This is a genomic window from Streptomyces sp. NPDC102514 (assembly GCF_055584525.1).
Genome location: NZ_JBVJLW010000001.1, coordinates 712,564 through 728,334, shown reverse-complemented (window position 1 = coordinate 728,334; position 15,771 = coordinate 712,564). Strand labels below are relative to the sequence as shown.

Here is a 15,771-nt window from a genome sequence, read left to right as displayed (position 1 = left end):
CCGTGAAGCCACTGTCCCGCCCGATACGGGCCCCGTTTTACGCCGTGCGCGGGCCGTCTCTATCCCGAGACAGAGTCCCCGTTCCTGCCTCAGGCCGACGCCCGGGCGGTGGGCCGAAGGGAGACTTGTGCCATGAGCTTCTCGACAACCCCTCCCGTCCCCACCGGAGTTCTCAGCACCGGCCACCCCCTGCCCTACCACCGCCTGGCCCATGTGACCGGAAGACACCGCTGGTGGCGCCCGCTGATCGGGACGCTGACGGTTATCGGCATGTGGCTTCTGCTGTTCATGGTGGTGTATTTCGTGTCCTACGGGGTGGGCACCGCCAAGGGATACCCCGAGGACTCCGATGAAGCCATCGACTTCGGCCCCACGCTGAACACCGCCCTGGACCTCACCTACCTGGCTCTGCTCATTCCCGTGGTGCTGCTGGTGGTGCGATGGGTGGGGCGCCGCCCGGCAGGGACGGTCTCCTCCGTCCAGGGTCGGCTGCGCAAGCGCCGACTGGGCCAGTACGTACTGCTCGTGCTGCCCCTCGTGGCGGCGGGCATGGGCGCCATGTTGCTCGTACCGGTCGATGGTGAGGTGACGGGCACGAGCAGTGAGGTCTGGGTCGGCCTGGACCGGTATCTGCCCGCGCTCGCCATGCTCATCGTTCTGGTGCCGCTCCAGGCAGCCGCAGAGGAGTACGCCTTTCGGGGCTGGCTGCTGCAGGCGGTGGGCGGCTTCTTCCGGTCGCCGTGGATCGCGGTGCTGCCGCAGGCGGTGCTCTTCGCGGCGGCCCACGGGTGGGGCACTCCGGAGGGGTTCGCCGACCTGGTCGTCTTCGGCGTCCTGGCCGGTTGGCTGACGGTGCGTACCGGCGGCCTCGAAGCGGCCATCGCGCTGCACGCCGTGAACAACCTGATGTCGTTCGCGCTGTCCGCGGCCTTCGTCGGCGGACTCGACTCCGACGAGACCGCGGCCGACCTGCCGTGGGAACTGGCGGCCATCGACATCACGGTGATCGTCGTCTTCACGGCGGTGGTGCTGTGGCTCGACCGTCGCCGTGCCCGTTCCCTCGGCGCCCCGGACGCGTACTCCGTCCCTGAAGGCGACCCTGAAGACGTCCCTGAAGACGTCCGTGAAGGTGCCGGTGCGTCGCAGCGCGCTCAGCGTGTCGTGGGTTCGACGACTTCCTGAGTGCCGATGACCGCGAGCAGGTCGAGCAGGTCGGCGCTGTCGGTGCCGACCGCGGGGGTGAACCAGAGCAGCCGCTGCCGGCCGTCCTCGCTGAACAGGTTGAGGCAGTTGACCTCGATGAGGCCCAGCGTGCGGTGGTTGAGCCGTTTGCGGTCGTCCCGCCGGAACGCCACGTCGTGAACGGCCCACAGCGCGGCGAATTCGGCGGAGGTGTCGAGCAGGAAGCTGATCAGCGAACGGGCTTCGAGGTCCTTCTTCTCCCGCCGGGCGGCAGCTGCCCGCAGATCGGCGACGAAGGCACGGGACTGGGCCTCGTGGTCGGCTTCGGGGTACAGCCGCCGGGTGTCGGGCTCGGAGAACCACCGGCGGACGAGGCTGGCCCGGGCACCGCGAAAACCTGAGTGGTCACCGAGCAGAGCCACGGCGAGCGGATTCTGTACGAGGGTGACATGCAGGTCGGTGATGACCTGGGCGGGGGTCGATGTCAGACGGTTCAGCAGGTCGAGCATGCCGGGATGGACGTGCGAGGCGGGTCCCCCGGACACGGGCACCGGCCGGCCCGCCAGCCGGTAGAGGTAGTCGCGCTCGTCGGCGGTCAGGCGCAGAGCCCTGGCCAGTGCGGCGAGCATCTGCTCGGACGGCTGGGATCCCGCTCCCCGTTCGAGCTCGTTGTAGTAGTCCACGGATGCTCCCGCGAGCTGGGCGACCTCGTCGCGGCGAAGCCCCGGCACCCGGCGCCGGGGTCCGGAGGGGAACCCGACGTCGGTCGGCCGGATGCGGTCGCGCCGCGACCGCAGGAAGGCCCCTAGCTCGGTGTACTTCGCAGAACCCATGTCATCCAGTGTGTGCCCGGCCGGGTCATGGACCCAGGGGATGACATCCCCTGGTTGCGCCGGCCGGAGTCGCCCATGGTTGAGGACGTGGCCACGAACCGGCCAAGACTTCAGGACACCGCAACACGAAACATCCGAGGAGACACACCATGCCTTTCGCCAACTTCAAGCTCCTCGCCGGGACCATCAGCGCCGAGGACAAGAAGAAGATCGTGGAACGCACCACCGACCTGTACGCGGAGATCTACGGTGAGCGGGCCCGCGCCACCACGGTCGTACTCATCGACGAGGTCGCCGACGGCGGCTGGGGCGTCGGCGGCAACGTCCTGACCGCCGCGATGGTGAACGGCGACGCCTGACTCCCGTACCCCTGGGTCTATCGGCCCCTCCGGCGTTACAGGACGACCCTGTCAGGGGCTGTCGCCCGACCAGTCGAAGTGGTTCGGCGCGGTCGGGCGGGGGTCGTACAGGGCTCGGCCGCCGGGGCCGAAGTGGCCGAGTTCGGTGGACAGGGCGGCGCCCTCGGCGATCTGGTCCGGCGTCCAGTCGGTGACGTCCAGGAGCAGGCCGTCCAGGGGGCCGCCGACCAGGGCGACGTAGGAGCGGCCCGGGCGGGGGCCCGGATCGGGGTCGTCGTGGTCGTGGCCGTATATCCGGCCGCGCAGCAGTTGCTCGTCGCCATTCACGACATTCAGCTTTCCACCCGCCACTGACAATGGGGTCCCACCTGCGGCGCAGGGTGCGTCTGTCAGGGACGCGGTTTGGCCGCACGGGCGTGGCGGGCGGCCTTGAACGACTCGGGCAGGAAGCGGTGGCTGAGGGCGGTACGGCGGGTGGCGGCGTCGCCTCCGACGACCTCGGCCTTTCCGCCCATCATGGCGAGGAAGCCCTGGCGGGCGACGTTCATGCGGCTGTTCTTCTTCATGCCGGGGCCGAAGTCCGTGTTGTTCATACCGGCACGCGCGTGGAAGTCGCTGTCGGTGGCGCCGGGCATGAGGGTGGTGACGCTGACGCCGTGCTCCTTGAGTTCTTCGCGCAGGCCGAGCGCGAACATGCGGGTGAAGGCGCGGGAGGGCCCGTAGACCGTCTCGTAGGGCGTGGGCAGCGTGGCGGACAGCGACGAGGTGATCAGGATGCGGCCCTTGCCGTTGGCGGCCATGTGCCGGGCGACGTGCTTGGCCAGGTGCACGACGGAGGTGACGTTGAGCTCGATCAGGCTGAGTTCGTCGTCGAGGTCGGTGTCGAGGAAGGCTCCGCCGATGCTGCGCCCGGCGTTCAGAACCGCGGCGTCCAGCGGCCGGCCGGTCTGCTCCACCGCACGCCAGACGGCCTCGACGCCGTCGGCCCGGGCGAGGTCGGCGCGTACGGGAATGACGTCCGTGCCGTGCCGGGCCAGCTCGGTGGCTGCCGTTTCGGTCTTCTCACTGCGTCCGGTGGCCACCAGGTCGTAGCCGTTGAGGGCGAACAGGAAGGCCAGTTCGTACCCGATGCCGGAGGAGGCTCCGGTCACCAGGGCGAGGGGTCGGGGGCGGCGGGGCTGTTCACGGGGTGCTCCGTTTCGTGGAGGGGGAAGGGGTGGCCTCGAAGGTGGGGTGGCGGTGGTCCGGTCCGTGTGCCACGTCGTCCAGGCGCAGCGGCTCGTCGCTCGTCGGCAGGACGCCGTCCGACGGAGTGATGTCGTGTCCCTGCTCCAACCGGGTGCAGTAGCTCGTGCTCACCCCGGCCGGCTGCGCGGCCTCCTCCCTGCGCGGGACCGGCACACGCCGGTACGCGCCGGGCTCGGGCAGCCCCGTGGGCTGCGGGCCGATCCGGGTACGGCAGCGGTGGAGGAACTGGCTGAGGTCGACGTTGCAGGGCATGTTCTCCATCGTCCCTGCTCCCGGCGGGTCCCACCGGGGCCGAGGGTGGGTCGCCGCGTGCTGGGAAGCCGCGGTCTTGACGGGCGTCGTGCGTCTGAGGAGCCTCGAAGGGAGGTGATGGTCCATCAGGTGAGTGCGAGGCCGCGGCGCGGGTCGTGCTCGCTGCTCGCTGCCCGTAAGGGAGGAGTCCGAGAGTGTCGGAGGATGCGATGTCCCATGACGAGACGGTCGGCGATGCGATGACGTTCCCCTTTCCGCCGGGGCCTCACGGCGGGCCGCCCGACGCGTACGCCGACCGGCGAAGTGCCTGCCCTCTGGCCCCGGTGGTCCTGCCCAGCGGTGACGAAGTGCTGCTGGCCACCGCCTACGACGACGTGCGCGCGGTCCTCGGGGATCAGCGCTTCAGTCGCAACCTTCGCTACGCGGGCGCCCCGCGCATGCTGCCCGCCGCCGACTTCTCCGACGATCCGCACGCGCTGGTCAACATGGACCCGCCCGAACACACGCGGCTGCGGCGGATCGTCCAGGCGGCCTTCACGCCCCGGCGGGCCGAGAGCCGGCGGACTCGTATCCAGGCCGTCGCGGACGAGCTGCTCGCGGAGATGCGGGCGGGCGGGCCTCCGGCAGATCTGATGACCGCCTTCGCCTTCCCGTTACCGATCGACATCATCTGCGACCTGCTCGGTGTGCCGACTCGGGACAGTCCTCTGTTCCGAGGGTGGTCGGACATGTTCCTGTCCACGAGTACCGCCGCGGCACCGGAACGCGCCAAGGCCGGCGCGGAGTTCGCCGCGTACGTCGACGACCTCGTCGCCGCCCGTCGGAGCGCGCCCGGCGAGGACCTGCTCGACGAATTGATCAGCGCTCATGACGAGGCCGACCGGCTCAGCGAGGTCGAGTTGGCCCGTATCGTCCGGGGACTGATCATCGCGGGACACGAGACCACCGGCAACGTCATCGGCCGTGGCGTCCTCGCCCTCCTGCGGCACCCGGACCAGTTCGCCGCGCTGCGTGAGGATCCGGCGCTCGTGCCCAGCGCCGTCGAGGAGATCCTCCGTACGGAGGTTCCCGGGCACGGAGGGCTGCTGCGCGTGGCCACCGACCCGCTCTCGCTTCCGTCGGGAGGCGCAGTCGGCCGGGGGCAGGGGGTGCTCGCTCCTGTCGTGGCCGCGAACTACGATCCCGAGCACTTTCCGGACCCGGAGACGTTCGATGTGCGGCGTGCCGACAACAAGCACATCACCTTCGGGCACGGCCCCCATTTCTGCCTGGGCGCCAATCTCGCGCGCGTCGAGCTGCAGGTCGCCATCGGGTCGGTGATCCGCGAGTTCCCCGACCTCGGGCTCGTCGGCGGCGCGCAGGAACTCACGTGGATCAGCGGAAGCCGGGTCTGCTGCGTTTCGCGCCTTCCCGTCAGCTGGTAGACGCCGTGCCGAACGCGGGCGGGCTCAAAGGGGTGGCCAGTTGCGCAGGGCCGCGTCGGCCATCTCCTGCAGTTCGTCCCGGCCGACACCGCTCGCGGCCTGTACGGCGATGCCGTAGCCGAAGGTGGTGATGTAGCGGGCCAGCAGCCCCGGATCGGCGTCCGCGGGCAGGTCGCCCTCGTCCACGGCCCGCTGGAACCGCTCCCGGAGGCAGGAGTGGCCGTCGTTGCGCCAGGCGACGAGGAGCTCGCGGACCTCCTCCCCGGCGTCGCTGACGGTCAGGGCGCTCTGGACGCCCAGGCAACCGTGGGGGTTGGCCGGGCGGGTGGTGGTGCGCACGGTGCCGGCCAGGATCGCGGTGGCCGTGCCCAGGGCTGTCGGCTCCTTCAGGGCTCGGGCCATGTATGCGCTCGGGCCCTCGGTGTAACGCTCCAGCACCTTGCGGAACAGCTTCTCCTTGTTACCGAAGGCCGCGTACATGCTGGTGGTGGAGATGCCCATCGCGGTCGTCAGGTTGGCGGTGCTGGCTCCCTCGTAACCGTGCCTCCAGAAGACCAGCATGGCGCGCTCCAGAGCCTCGTCTGTGTCGAATCCTCGCGGTCGGCCGATCGGGCCGGTCTGTTTTCTCTCCACGTCCACTCCCCCACTGTACTGCTTCTGTAGCGATCGCTACGGAAGTGCTACCGTCGGAGTTCTGCAGCGATCGTTGCGGAAGGCGGAGAGGGGGGTCGCGTGGGGGCGCTCACCGTCCAGAGCGGGGGCTTGGTGCGGGTTGGGTGTTCTGTGCGGCTGCGTGGGGGCTGGCCGCGCAGTTCCCCGCGCCCCTGGCAAGCGGGGCCGCGGGTTCGGACGCCTGTGCGGCCTTGTGGGGGTGGGCCGCGCAGTTCCTCGCGCCCCTTAAAAGCGAGGTCGGTGTCCTGTGCGGCCGCGTGGGGGTGCGCCGCGCCGTTCCCCGCGCCCTTTGAAAGCGGGGCGCTGGGCTGGAAGTGGGGCTGGGGGATGGGGTCTGGTGTGAGTCCACTTTTACGGATTTTCGCTTCGCGTAGGAAAGGTCAGCTGATGTCCGAGAGTTATTTGCGTGCTTTCTATCTGCGCTATATCGCGGCGCTCAACGCCCACGAGTTCGACGGTATGGATGAGTTCATCGATGACCGCACCACCTTGAACGGGGAGCCGGCCACCCGGGACGATCTTCTCGCCGTTCAGAAGCATGACGTGGATGCCGTTCCTGACCTTCACTGGGAACTCAAGGAACTGCTCTTCGACGGTGACCGACTGGCCGCCCGTCTGGTCAACACCGGCACTCCAGTGAAGGAATGGCTGGGCGTTGCCCCCACAGGCGCCTCTTTCGAGATCGTCGAGTACGCCACCTACCAGGTGCGCGACGGACGGTTCGTGCACATGACCGCCCTGCACGACGCCGGTGAACTTCTCCGGCAGCTGACCGGCTGACTGGCCGACTGACTGGCCGATCGCAGAAAATTTCACCACTTCACCAATGCCCCACCTGGGCCTTATGAATCGCGAGGATACGCAATGACCGTCACACTGATCACCGGGGCCAACAAGGGCATCGGTTTCGAAACAGCCCGACAGCTCATCGCGTTGGGTCACGTCGTCTATATCGGTGCGCGTGACATCGAGCGGGGCGAGAAGGCCGCCGCTGAAATCGGCGCACGATTCGTGCAGCTCGACGTGACCGACGACGCGTCGGTGAGCCGCGCGCTGGCGACGATCGACTCCGCCGAGGGCCGACTCGACGTCCTGGTGAACAATGCGGGCATCCTCGGGGACGGAATCGTCGACGGGCCCACGGCCCTGCGCGCCTTCGACACCAATGCGGTCGGGATCGTGCGCGTCACGGAGGCCGCGCTGCCTCTCCTGCGTCATTCCTCGAACCCGACCGTGGTCAACGTTTCGAGCAGCGCAGGATCGTTCCGGGCGGTGACCAATCCGGACCGACCGGAATTCGGCCTGCCGTTGGCGCTCTACTCCGCCTCGAAGTCCGCGGCCACGATGCTCACCGTCCAGTACGCCAAGTCTCAGCCGGACATCAAGTTCAACGCGGTCGAGCCCGGCACGACCGCGACCGACATGACGGCGGCGTTCGGAATCGGAAGGTCGCCGGAGGAGAGCGCCGGCGTCGTCGTACGGCTGGCGACTCTCGGCGCCGACGGCCCGACCGGAACCTTCCAGGACGAGAACGGGGAGCTGCCTTGGTGACCGCGTCGCGGCGTAGCCGTTTAGTCGGCGGGGCCCTTCGACATATCCGTATACCCGCATATCCGCGCGATGCGTGTGCAGAGGAATCCACAGTGGACCAATAAGGGCGTTTTTGCGGGGAAGGAGTACCGGTGCGGCCGGAGCGGTCGGCGTTTCGCAGGGAACCTTGCGCCTCCAGCGCCGTCCGCTCCGGTCGTTCTCGCGTACCGGACCGAGCGGGCGCCCCACCGCTCCGCCGACCACCGGCGCCGCTCGCGCCGCACATCTTTTGCAAGTGACGCACAACCCTTCCTATACCTCGCGTGTCACATCAGGCAGGAGCAACAGACCGCAAAGATCCACAAGGGGGAAATATGGGATTCCACCGTTCCGTCCTGTCTGTCTTCGCAATCGGCGCCCTGTCCGTGGGGGCCACGGCCGCCCTGGCGGCGCCCGCCTCCGCCGCACCCAACACCACGCCGCAGAAGGTCTGCGGGAGCGCCTACAAGACCGTGAACTCGGCTCCTGTCGGTTCGCTGGGCACCGTGTATCTGACGTACAACGCGTCGAACGGCAAGAACTGCGTCGCGACCATCCGCAAGAACCCGGGCACGGCCGTGGAGATGTCCACCTGGGCGTACATCCCCGACACCGACGAGGGCGCCGAGGACTACGGCCTGTACACGTCGTACGCGGGACCGGCGTACGTGTACGGCAAGGGCCATTGTGTGGACTGGGGCGGCCACATCAGCAACGTGTACGTGCAGGTGACGGGCTCCAACTGTGCCGCGCTCAAGGAGCACCGGGTCACCTCGGTCCGCTGACCCACCGCTCCCCGACCACCGCGTGCTCCGTGGGAATCCGCGGGGACCCGCACCGGTCCGGCCCGCCACACCCCGCCCCGCCACCGCCCCGGCAGACTCACCGAGTTCTGCCGGGGCGGTGGCGGGGCTTTGTGGTGCAAGTGGTTCGCTCGTTCGAGGAGGACGCACGTTTCCGCGCTTTTGGGCGATACCTGGCCAGGTCATGATCACCGCGGTTCTCGCGACGGTGAGAGTCTTCGGCCTGCTCAGGAGTTGCCATGATTCTCGTCATCGTCGTCGCCGCAGTGGCCCTCATCGCGGGGCTCGCGGCGAACCGCTACCTACGGCCCCGCCTGATGAGCGATGACGACGCCGGCATGGCCGTCAAGGACCTCGTCGGCCCGCTCCTGACGCTGACCGTCCTGCTGCTGGCCTTCGTGCTGGTCACCGCCTCCGGATCGCACGGCAAGGCCGAAGTCGCCGCCCGGGGCGAGGCCCGCGCACTGGACCAGCTCACCGAGATCGCCGATTACACGCCGAGGGCGGAGCGGGAACGGATCCAGGCGGACACCGTCTGCTACGCCCGTGCCGTCCGCGTGTACGAATGGCCCGCCATGGCCGACGGCAAAGGGGCCGCCGAGCCCAGCCTGTGGTCGACCGACCTGCGCCGTTCGTTTCGTGACCTGGAGGGCAAGCCGGTCTTCGGCATGCTGATCGGCGCCGACAACAAGCGCTCCGACGAACGTGCGGAGCGCCTCACCCAGGCCACTCCCAGCATCCCCAGCGCCATCTTCTGGTTCCTGCTGGCCACCCTGACGCTCACCATCGTGACCCTCGCCGTGTGCGTACCCCGCAGGAACAACCGCGGTCAGCTCGTCGTCCTCACGGTCATCACCGCGCTCCTGACGACGACACTGTGCATCATCCGCGACGTCGACCGGCCCTTCGGCGGCATCATCGACGTCGACCCCACCGCCATCACGGAGATCGAACGGCAGGCCACCCGCGACTTCCTCGCCAACCATGAGGCCGCCGATCTGCCCTGCGACAAGAAGGGCGACCGACGCGCCGCGTGAGGCACCACCAAGGGCGGGAGGGACGGCGGGACGGACCGAGCCGTCAGCGGATGGGGCGGCGGCTGGAGCGCCTGGACCAGCGCACAGCCGTGAGGGCAAGGGCCGCCACGAAGACCACGATGCCGATCACCAGCAGATAGCCCAGCCCCTTCGCGGCCACCCCGATGATTCCGAGCACGACGGCGACAAGGACGAGAAACAGGAAGAGAGCCATGGCAGTACCTTCAGACCGAGTAGGGGATCAGCGACGCGCGAGTTGCCTCTCTCCGTTCGCGCCCGTCTGATAAGCCAGGTCGTAGTGCTGGAAGATCGCTTCCTCTTCCTCGGCGGGGAGGATGTCGTCCATGCCCACGGAGGGTGCTTTCTTCACCAGAGCCTTGGCGTAGGCAACCCTCACGTAGTCGGGTCCGAGGACCGCATCGTCGAGCGGGACGAAAGCCAGTCGCTGCCGAGTGGGCAAGCCGATACGGACCGTCGCCATGGCCGACTCGTCGGTAGCGGTGTTCACATAGATCGATTCGAGCACGCCGATCTTGTGCCCCTTGAGGTCGACGACATCGCGATTGCGCCACTCACGCACATCGGCCGCTTGGATCTTGCTCATGTTGCGCCTCCTGAGCCACTCATCTGCGACGAGTTCCCCCGCTGCCGCCCCTGACACCACAGCCGCACGGCCGGGATACGAGGGCTTCGGCGGCCGTTGGCGGCTCTGCAACGGTCTCGGAGGGCGTGCGGCGCTTACACGGAGAGTGACGGGGCTGGCGCGGGCGCCGGTGCTGGTGCCGGTTCTACGGCCGCGTCGAAGTAAACCCATCCGTCCACTTCGATCTCCTGCCGCACCACGGCTGTCAGTGGCTCGCCATATTCTCCGCTGGGTGACAGGACAACCTATCGAGGCGCGCGTTCTCGCGGCTGCCGTGTGCGATGCGCGGCTGGTTCCGGACGGGTGCGAGGGTGCGTTGGAGTGGCTGGTCCGGCCCGAGGCGGCCCTGGGAAGTCCGCTCGGGGCCGACGTGTGGGTGTTCGACCGCGCTCTGAGCCAGGTGCTGCTGGTACGGCACCGTTGGCGCGGGTGGGTGCCGCCGGGCGGCAGGGTGGATCCCGGGGAGACACCACGGGAAGCCGCTCGTCGGGAACTGTTCGAGGAGACCGGCGTACAGGCGGAACTGCAGGCCGTGCCCGGGGCCGCCGAGGTCCGGTCGTATCGTCACGACTGGCCGGCCACCGTGGGCATCTCCTACGTGGCGGTCGTCGATCGGCGGACGCCGTTGGCGGCCGAAGGGGATCAGCCGGTCGGCTGGCACCGGCTCGACGAGCCGTGGCAGGGGTGGTTCGCCGACGATCGTCCGCGCATGCAGCAGTGTGCCCTCCGGCTGAGCGCTCTCCGGCCCGGTCCCTGACGACCGGAAAGCGGGCGACAGCTCGTGCTCGGGTCTGGCTCCTGGCCCGCCCCGCCGCTCCACGGCGCGGCACGCAATAGTCCACACACGGCACGTCATTGTCCACATGCGTCGCTCTAGTCTCACAGCGAGCCGACCGCGCGGCCCCGGCACAGCACCCGCACTGGCACGTCACTTCTCCAAAACCCCACGGACGGAGATCCACATGCGCAGGACGAGCGCACGGTTCACCCTGACCGGAGCCGCGGCCGCGAGTGCCGTCGCACTGGCTGTCATCGGAGCCAATACGGCGAGCAGTTCCACCGCATCCCAGCTGGAGCCGGCGGTCGCCGCTGCCGCCGCGCCCATCGGCTTCGGAGCCGGCACCACCGGTGGTGCCGGCGGCAGCACGGTGACCGTCACCACCGCCTCCGCCTTCAAGACTGCTGTGCAGAGCAGCGCGACCCAGATCGTCCGCGTCAACGGCACCATCGCGCTGACGGAGATGACGAAGGTCGCATCGAACAAGACCGTCGTCGGCGTCGGCACGGCAGGGAAGATCACCGGCAGCGGGCTGAACATCGCGAGCGTGAGCAACGTGATCATCCAGAACCTCACGTTCACCGGGTCCAACGACGACGCCATCAACGTCCAGTACTCGACGAAGGTCCACATCGACCACAACGACATCTCCGGCGCGTACGACGGGGCCGTCGACATCAAGCGCTCCTCGACGAACATCTCGGTGTCCTGGAACCGCACCCACAGCCAGGACAAGAACATGCTGCTCGGTCACTCGGACGACAACTCCAGTGAGGACACCGGCAAGCTGAAGGTGACGTACGACCACAACTGGTTCGACGGCACCAACCAGCGCAACCCGCGCGTCCGGTTCGGCAACCCGGTCCACGTGCTGAACAACTACTTCAGCAACGTCGGCTCGTACGGTGTGGCGTCCACCGAGAACGCGGGCGTCCTCGTGGAGGGCAACTACTTCGAGAACACCGACGACCCCTACCACCTCGGTGAGGGTTCCTCCGACGCGGGCTCGCTCGTGGCCAAGAACAACTACTTCGTGAACTCGGGCTCCGGTCAGACCGGCGGCTCCGTGGCCTCGATCCCGTACAGCTACACCGCCCAGTCGGCCTCCGGCGTCAAGGCGACCGTGACCGCCGGTGCGGGTGTCGGCAAGATCTGATCCCGGCTTCCGCACCGCATCACTACCTCCGCACAGCACCACACGGCGCGGGGCAGGACCGGTGACCGACGCGTCACCGGTCTTGCCCCGCGCTGCCGCCTCCCCTACGTTGCCCAGGACCCAGCGGGCCTACAGGGCTTCTGACGGAGGCCGAGCGAGGGGGCGCCGATGGACCCGGGGCCGTACACCGGGCCGTACGCCGGTCCGTACGCCGTGGGCGGTACGTCGCCCGGGGCGAACCGGCCGCTGACCGTCGGGCTGCTCACCGCCAACATCCATCTGGGGGTGGGGGCGACGCTCTGGTCCGGGGCCCGCGCCGCCGCCGAGCGCAACGACGTCAATCTGATCTGCTTCCCGGGCGGGAACCTGCGTCACGGTGACGTGGCCCGCAGCGAGTTGTACGAACTGGTCGGCCCGGCCCGGCTCGACGGCGTCGTCTGCTGGAGTTCGACCCTGGGGCTGCCCTCGGCCGGACCCCGGGCCCGCCGGCTGCTGCGCCGGCTCGCCCATCTGCCGCTCATCAGTCTCAATCAGCCGCTCAGCGACCAGACCGACGTGCTGTCGATCGACTCCCACGCGGGCATGCGCAAACTGGTCGGGCATCTCGTCCAGCACGGCCGCAGACGGCCGGCCTGCATCCACGGGCCGCTCGCCAACCCGGTCTCCGAGGAGCGTTACCGCGCGTGTGTCGACGCGCTGCGCCACCACGGTATCCGCAACGAACACGTGGGCGCGGCCGTCGACTTCGCCGCGTCGGCCGGCGCCTCGGCGATGCAGGTACTGCTGGAGGCCCGCGGACTGACACCCGGCGTCGACTTCGACGTGGTGCTCGCGTGCAGCGACGTCCTCGCCGCCGGGGCGCTGCGCCATCTCACCGAACGCGGCATCCGGGTACCGGAGGACGTGGCCGTGGTCGGCTTCAACGACTCCCCCGAAGCCCGTCTCGGCGACCCGCCGCTGACCTCCGTGGCCCTGCCCTTCGAGGAGTTGGGCGCGCTCGCCGTGGACACCCTCGTCGCCCGCCTGCGCGGCACCCGCCCGCCCGATCGCACCACCATCCCGGCCACGCTGGTGCCGCGCCGCTCCTGCGGCTGCCCCTATCCGACGTCGTACCAGCCCCCGCTCGTCGCCCCGGCACCGGCCGCCGCGCGGCACCCGGCGGGCTGGGACGCGGTGGACGGCGTACTGCCGTCCGGTGGTGCCCGCCTGGCCGCGGCCTTCCGCGCCGAACTCGCCCGCGCCGACAGCGATCCGTACCCGCCGGTGAGCACCGGTGGCGGCAGCCAGGACACGGTGAACGGCGGTGCCCGGCCCGGGAGTTTCCTCTCTCTCGTCGAGCGGCTGTTGCACAGCAACGCGCGTACGCAGGCCGAAGTCGACCGCTGGCACCAGGCGTTGGAGAGCGCCCGCCGCGGTGTCGTCGACACGCTGCCGGACCCGCTGCGCCGGGCCGGCGAGGTCCTGTTCGGCCAGGCCAGACTCGTCGTGGCGGAACGGTCTCGTGCCCTCCTTGAGTACGAGCGCTGGTCGGGGACCCAACGCGCGCGCAGACTGCGGGAGTTCGGGACCGCGCTCACCACGGTCGTGGACCTGGAGGGGCTCTCCGACGTACTGGAACGCCATCTGGGCCAGTCGGGCGTCCCGCACTGCCGGATCGTCCTGTACGAGCGCGACGCCGACGCCTCCGGTCCGGCGGCGCTGGGCATGGCCCGTCCCCTGCTCGCCCGTGCGGAGGCGGCCCGGGAGACAGGCCGGGAGTCCGGTCCCACCGGCCCGCTCGGCAGCCCCGCCTTCTCCCCCGCCCTGCTGCTTCCCGACTCCCTGCTGCCCGGCGAGGACCGCTTCACGCTGGTGCTCGAACCGCTGCACATCGGCGAGGAGCATCTGGGCGTGGCCGTGTTCGAAGCCACGTCCGCGCGAGCGGCGTACCACGACGGGGCCGACGGAGCCCTGTACCGGGAACTGGGCGATCAGATCAGTGCCGCGCTGAAGGGCATCGGGCTCTTCGACGAGGTGCGGCGCGCTCGGGACGCCGCGGAGCAGGCGAGCAGGTTCCAGACGCGGCTGCTGACCCATGTCGGCGACGAGTTGCGTACTCCGGTGGAGGCGATGCTGCACCGGTCCGGTGACCCCGCGGCGGCCCTCCTGGAGGTCCGGCGGGACGCCGCGCGCGTGCTGCACCTCATGGAGAACCTCCTGGACCTGGCGCGGTCGGAGGCCGGTGACCTCCTGCTGACCCGGCGGCTCATGGATCCGCTGCCCGTCCTCGCGCGGGCGTGCGCGGCGGCGGCCTCCGCGCTGCCCGCGGGCCCCGGGTGGCGGCTCGACCTGCCCGAGCGGCTGCCCTCGGTGTGGGTGGACGAGACGCGGTTCCAGCAGATCCTGCACAACGTGCTGATCTCTGCGGCGGCCCGCGCGAAGGACGCACCGCCCCGGGTGGCGGCGGCCCTCGGCCCGGCGGGCGTGCGGATCACAGTCGACGTCCCGGACGCCCGTACGCCGATCGCGCAGCCCGGCCAGCTCCTGGACGTGGGGGTGACCACGGCCCGGCGGCTGGCCATGATGCACGGCGGGGCGCTGACCGTCTCCGACGCGACGGACCGGGCCCAGTACGTACTGGAGCTGGCCCTGCCCTCTCCCGACGGGCAGGCGCATCTGGCCGCCGCGGGCGACGCCCCGCTGCTGGTCGTCACTCCCGGCGAACTCGGCGCGGACATCAGCGCGCACGCCGCCCGCCACGGTCTGGAGGTGTTCCGGCCCGACACCGCGCACGACCCCATGCCGTCGGTGGCGCGGCGCACGCCCGGCGCCGTCGTGTGGGACGCGCAGCCGGACCGGCCCCAGGAGTGGCGGGCGGTGCAGCGGCTGCACGACCATCCGGCGCTGCGGCACACGCCGTTCGTGCTGTTCGGGGCCGACGGGACCGATCTGCCGCAGGCGCTGCGTGCGCTGCGGCCCAACGGGTTCGCCGAGCCGGTGATCGTCGCGGGCGGCTCGCAGGAGTCCCGGGAGGCGTTGCGGCGGCTGGCGGAGTCGGCGCTGCCGGACCATCCGGCGCGGGTCTCCACCGACGCGACGACGCTGCTGGCGCTGGTCGCGGAGGAGACGCCACGGCTGGTGGTGCTGGAGCGGGCGCTGCCCGATCTGCAGGCGCTGGACGTGGTGGACCGGCTGCACGACGGCTCGGGCCGGGCCCTGTGTCCTGTCGTGATCGCCGACCACGAGGGCATGACGGCGGCGGACGCCCGGCGCGGCCGTCAGCACCCGGCGCTGCTCATGCTGGACATGGACGTGTTCGCGCCGCAGGAGGCCGCCGCGCTCGTCCGCGAACTGGCCGCCCACGGCTCCCGGTTGCCGCCGCGCACCAGGGACGTCCTCGACGAGGCCCTGGTGTTCCTCTACGAGCACTGGCGACGGCCGATCTCCCGCTGGCAGGTCGCGCAGGCCGCCGGTGTCAGCCCCGACCACCTCGGCAAGCTCTTCCAGCAGCGGTACGGCCTGACGGTGTGGGAGTACCTGACCCGGCTGCGGATCCGGCGGGCGGCGGAGCGTCTGCGGTCGAGCAACGACAGCGTGCAGAGCGTCGCCCGGGCCGTGGGTTTCCGTGATCGCGCGTATTTCAGCCGGGTGTTCCGCAGGGTCACGGGGGCGGCCCCGCACCACTACCGGGAAAAGACCGCCTCCGGAGAGGGAGTACGGGACGTGTCCGCCGGCCCGGCCCGCCGCTGAACCGGCGTTCACCACCCTCTCGGCTCGCGCCCGACCGGTGCTGAAACGGCACTGGAACGCCGTCGAATCCGCAGCGGATATTGCGG

General features: G+C 70.0%; 17 protein-coding genes. 10 read left to right on the top strand and 7 right to left on the bottom strand.

Going from position 1 to position 15,771, the window contains the following annotated elements:
• Positions 1-132: 132 nt before the first annotated feature.
• Complete coding sequence (locus tag ACZ60E_RS03305) at positions 133-1,182, top strand: lysostaphin resistance A-like protein (RefSeq protein ID WP_469437531.1); 1,050 nt, start codon at positions 133-135, stop codon at positions 1,180-1,182.
• On the opposite strand, the gene ACZ60E_RS03300 is transcribed toward ACZ60E_RS03305, so the two are convergent.
• Positions 1,152-2,015: a helix-turn-helix transcriptional regulator gene (locus ACZ60E_RS03300; protein ID WP_469437528.1), complete on the bottom strand. Its 864-nt coding sequence runs from the start codon at positions 2,013-2,015 to the stop codon at positions 1,152-1,154. The genes ACZ60E_RS03305 and ACZ60E_RS03300 overlap by 31 nt on opposite strands.
• Before the next feature lie 149 nt (positions 2,016-2,164).
• On the opposite strand from ACZ60E_RS03300, the gene ACZ60E_RS03295 reads away from it, so the two are divergent.
• Entirely contained in the window at positions 2,165-2,374 is a 210-nt protein-coding gene (locus ACZ60E_RS03295) for a 4-oxalocrotonate tautomerase family protein (protein WP_384797373.1), read from the top strand.
• A 51-nt stretch (positions 2,375-2,425) separates the two neighbouring features.
• Here ACZ60E_RS03295 and ACZ60E_RS03290 read toward each other — a convergent pair whose 3' ends face one another.
• The 3 genes from ACZ60E_RS03290 to ACZ60E_RS03280 form a co-directional block, all read right to left on the bottom strand.
• Positions 2,426-2,701: a hypothetical protein gene (locus tag ACZ60E_RS03290; RefSeq protein ID WP_384797370.1), complete on the bottom strand. Its 276-nt coding sequence runs from the start codon at positions 2,699-2,701 to the stop codon at positions 2,426-2,428.
• Between the two features lie 62 nt (positions 2,702-2,763).
• Complete coding sequence (locus tag ACZ60E_RS03285) at positions 2,764-3,525, bottom strand: SDR family NAD(P)-dependent oxidoreductase (RefSeq protein ID WP_469437523.1); 762 nt, start codon at positions 3,523-3,525, stop codon at positions 2,764-2,766.
• Positions 3,526-3,556: 31 nt separating this feature from the next.
• Positions 3,557-3,883, bottom strand: a complete 327-nt coding sequence (locus ACZ60E_RS03280) for a helix-turn-helix domain-containing protein (protein WP_469437519.1) — start codon at positions 3,881-3,883, stop codon at positions 3,557-3,559.
• A 185-nt stretch (positions 3,884-4,068) separates the two neighbouring features.
• Here ACZ60E_RS03280 and ACZ60E_RS03275 point away from each other — a divergent pair, with 185 nt between their 5' ends.
• Positions 4,069-5,298, top strand: coding sequence for a cytochrome P450 (locus ACZ60E_RS03275; RefSeq protein ID WP_469437516.1), 1,230 nt, complete (start codon positions 4,069-4,071; stop codon positions 5,296-5,298).
• Between the two features lie 24 nt (positions 5,299-5,322).
• On the opposite strand, the gene ACZ60E_RS03270 is transcribed toward ACZ60E_RS03275, so the two are convergent.
• Positions 5,323-5,931: a TetR/AcrR family transcriptional regulator gene (locus tag ACZ60E_RS03270; RefSeq protein WP_469438323.1), complete on the bottom strand. Its 609-nt coding sequence runs from the start codon at positions 5,929-5,931 to the stop codon at positions 5,323-5,325.
• A gap of 426 nt (positions 5,932-6,357) precedes the next feature.
• Here ACZ60E_RS03270 and ACZ60E_RS03265 point away from each other — a divergent pair, with 426 nt between their 5' ends.
• The 4 genes from ACZ60E_RS03265 to ACZ60E_RS03250 all read left to right on the top strand — a co-directional run bounded on the left by ACZ60E_RS03265 (position 6,358) and on the right by ACZ60E_RS03250 (position 9,379).
• Positions 6,358-6,750, top strand: a complete 393-nt coding sequence (locus ACZ60E_RS03265) for an ester cyclase (RefSeq protein ID WP_469437513.1) — start codon at positions 6,358-6,360, stop codon at positions 6,748-6,750.
• A gap of 84 nt (positions 6,751-6,834) precedes the next feature.
• On the top strand, positions 6,835-7,521 hold the full coding sequence (locus ACZ60E_RS03260) for an SDR family NAD(P)-dependent oxidoreductase (RefSeq protein ID WP_469437511.1): 687 nt from the start codon (positions 6,835-6,837) through the stop codon (positions 7,519-7,521).
• 353 nt (positions 7,522-7,874) lie between these two features.
• Positions 7,875-8,324 (top strand): spore-associated protein, encoded by a 450-nt coding sequence (locus tag ACZ60E_RS03255; RefSeq protein WP_384797355.1) that lies wholly within the window; start codon positions 7,875-7,877, stop codon positions 8,322-8,324.
• Positions 8,325-8,581: 257 nt separating this feature from the next.
• Positions 8,582-9,379, top strand: coding sequence for a bestrophin-like domain (locus tag ACZ60E_RS03250; protein WP_469437509.1), 798 nt, complete (start codon positions 8,582-8,584; stop codon positions 9,377-9,379).
• A 43-nt stretch (positions 9,380-9,422) separates the two neighbouring features.
• Here ACZ60E_RS03250 and ACZ60E_RS03245 read toward each other — a convergent pair whose 3' ends face one another.
• Together ACZ60E_RS03245 and ACZ60E_RS03240 are read right to left on the bottom strand one after the other, a co-directional pair.
• Positions 9,423-9,593, bottom strand: a complete 171-nt coding sequence (locus ACZ60E_RS03245; RefSeq protein WP_384797349.1) for a hypothetical protein — start codon at positions 9,591-9,593, stop codon at positions 9,423-9,425.
• A gap of 27 nt (positions 9,594-9,620) precedes the next feature.
• Entirely contained in the window at positions 9,621-9,983 is a 363-nt protein-coding gene (locus ACZ60E_RS03240; RefSeq protein WP_384797346.1) for a PRC-barrel domain-containing protein, read from the bottom strand.
• A 271-nt stretch (positions 9,984-10,254) separates the two neighbouring features.
• Here ACZ60E_RS03240 and ACZ60E_RS03235 point away from each other — a divergent pair, with 271 nt between their 5' ends.
• The 3 genes from ACZ60E_RS03235 (at position 10,255) to ACZ60E_RS03225 (ending at position 15,685) form a co-directional block, all read left to right on the top strand.
• The gene (locus tag ACZ60E_RS03235) at positions 10,255-10,779 is read left to right on the top strand and encodes an NUDIX domain-containing protein (protein ID WP_469437506.1); all 525 of its coding nucleotides are present in this window, start codon (positions 10,255-10,257) and stop codon (positions 10,777-10,779) included.
• A 205-nt stretch (positions 10,780-10,984) separates the two neighbouring features.
• Complete coding sequence (locus tag ACZ60E_RS03230) at positions 10,985-11,956, top strand: pectate lyase family protein (RefSeq protein ID WP_384797337.1); 972 nt, start codon at positions 10,985-10,987, stop codon at positions 11,954-11,956.
• A 168-nt stretch (positions 11,957-12,124) separates the two neighbouring features.
• The gene (locus tag ACZ60E_RS03225; protein WP_469437504.1) at positions 12,125-15,685 is read left to right on the top strand and encodes a substrate-binding domain-containing protein; all 3,561 of its coding nucleotides are present in this window, start codon (positions 12,125-12,127) and stop codon (positions 15,683-15,685) included.
• Positions 15,686-15,771 lie beyond the last annotated feature (86 nt).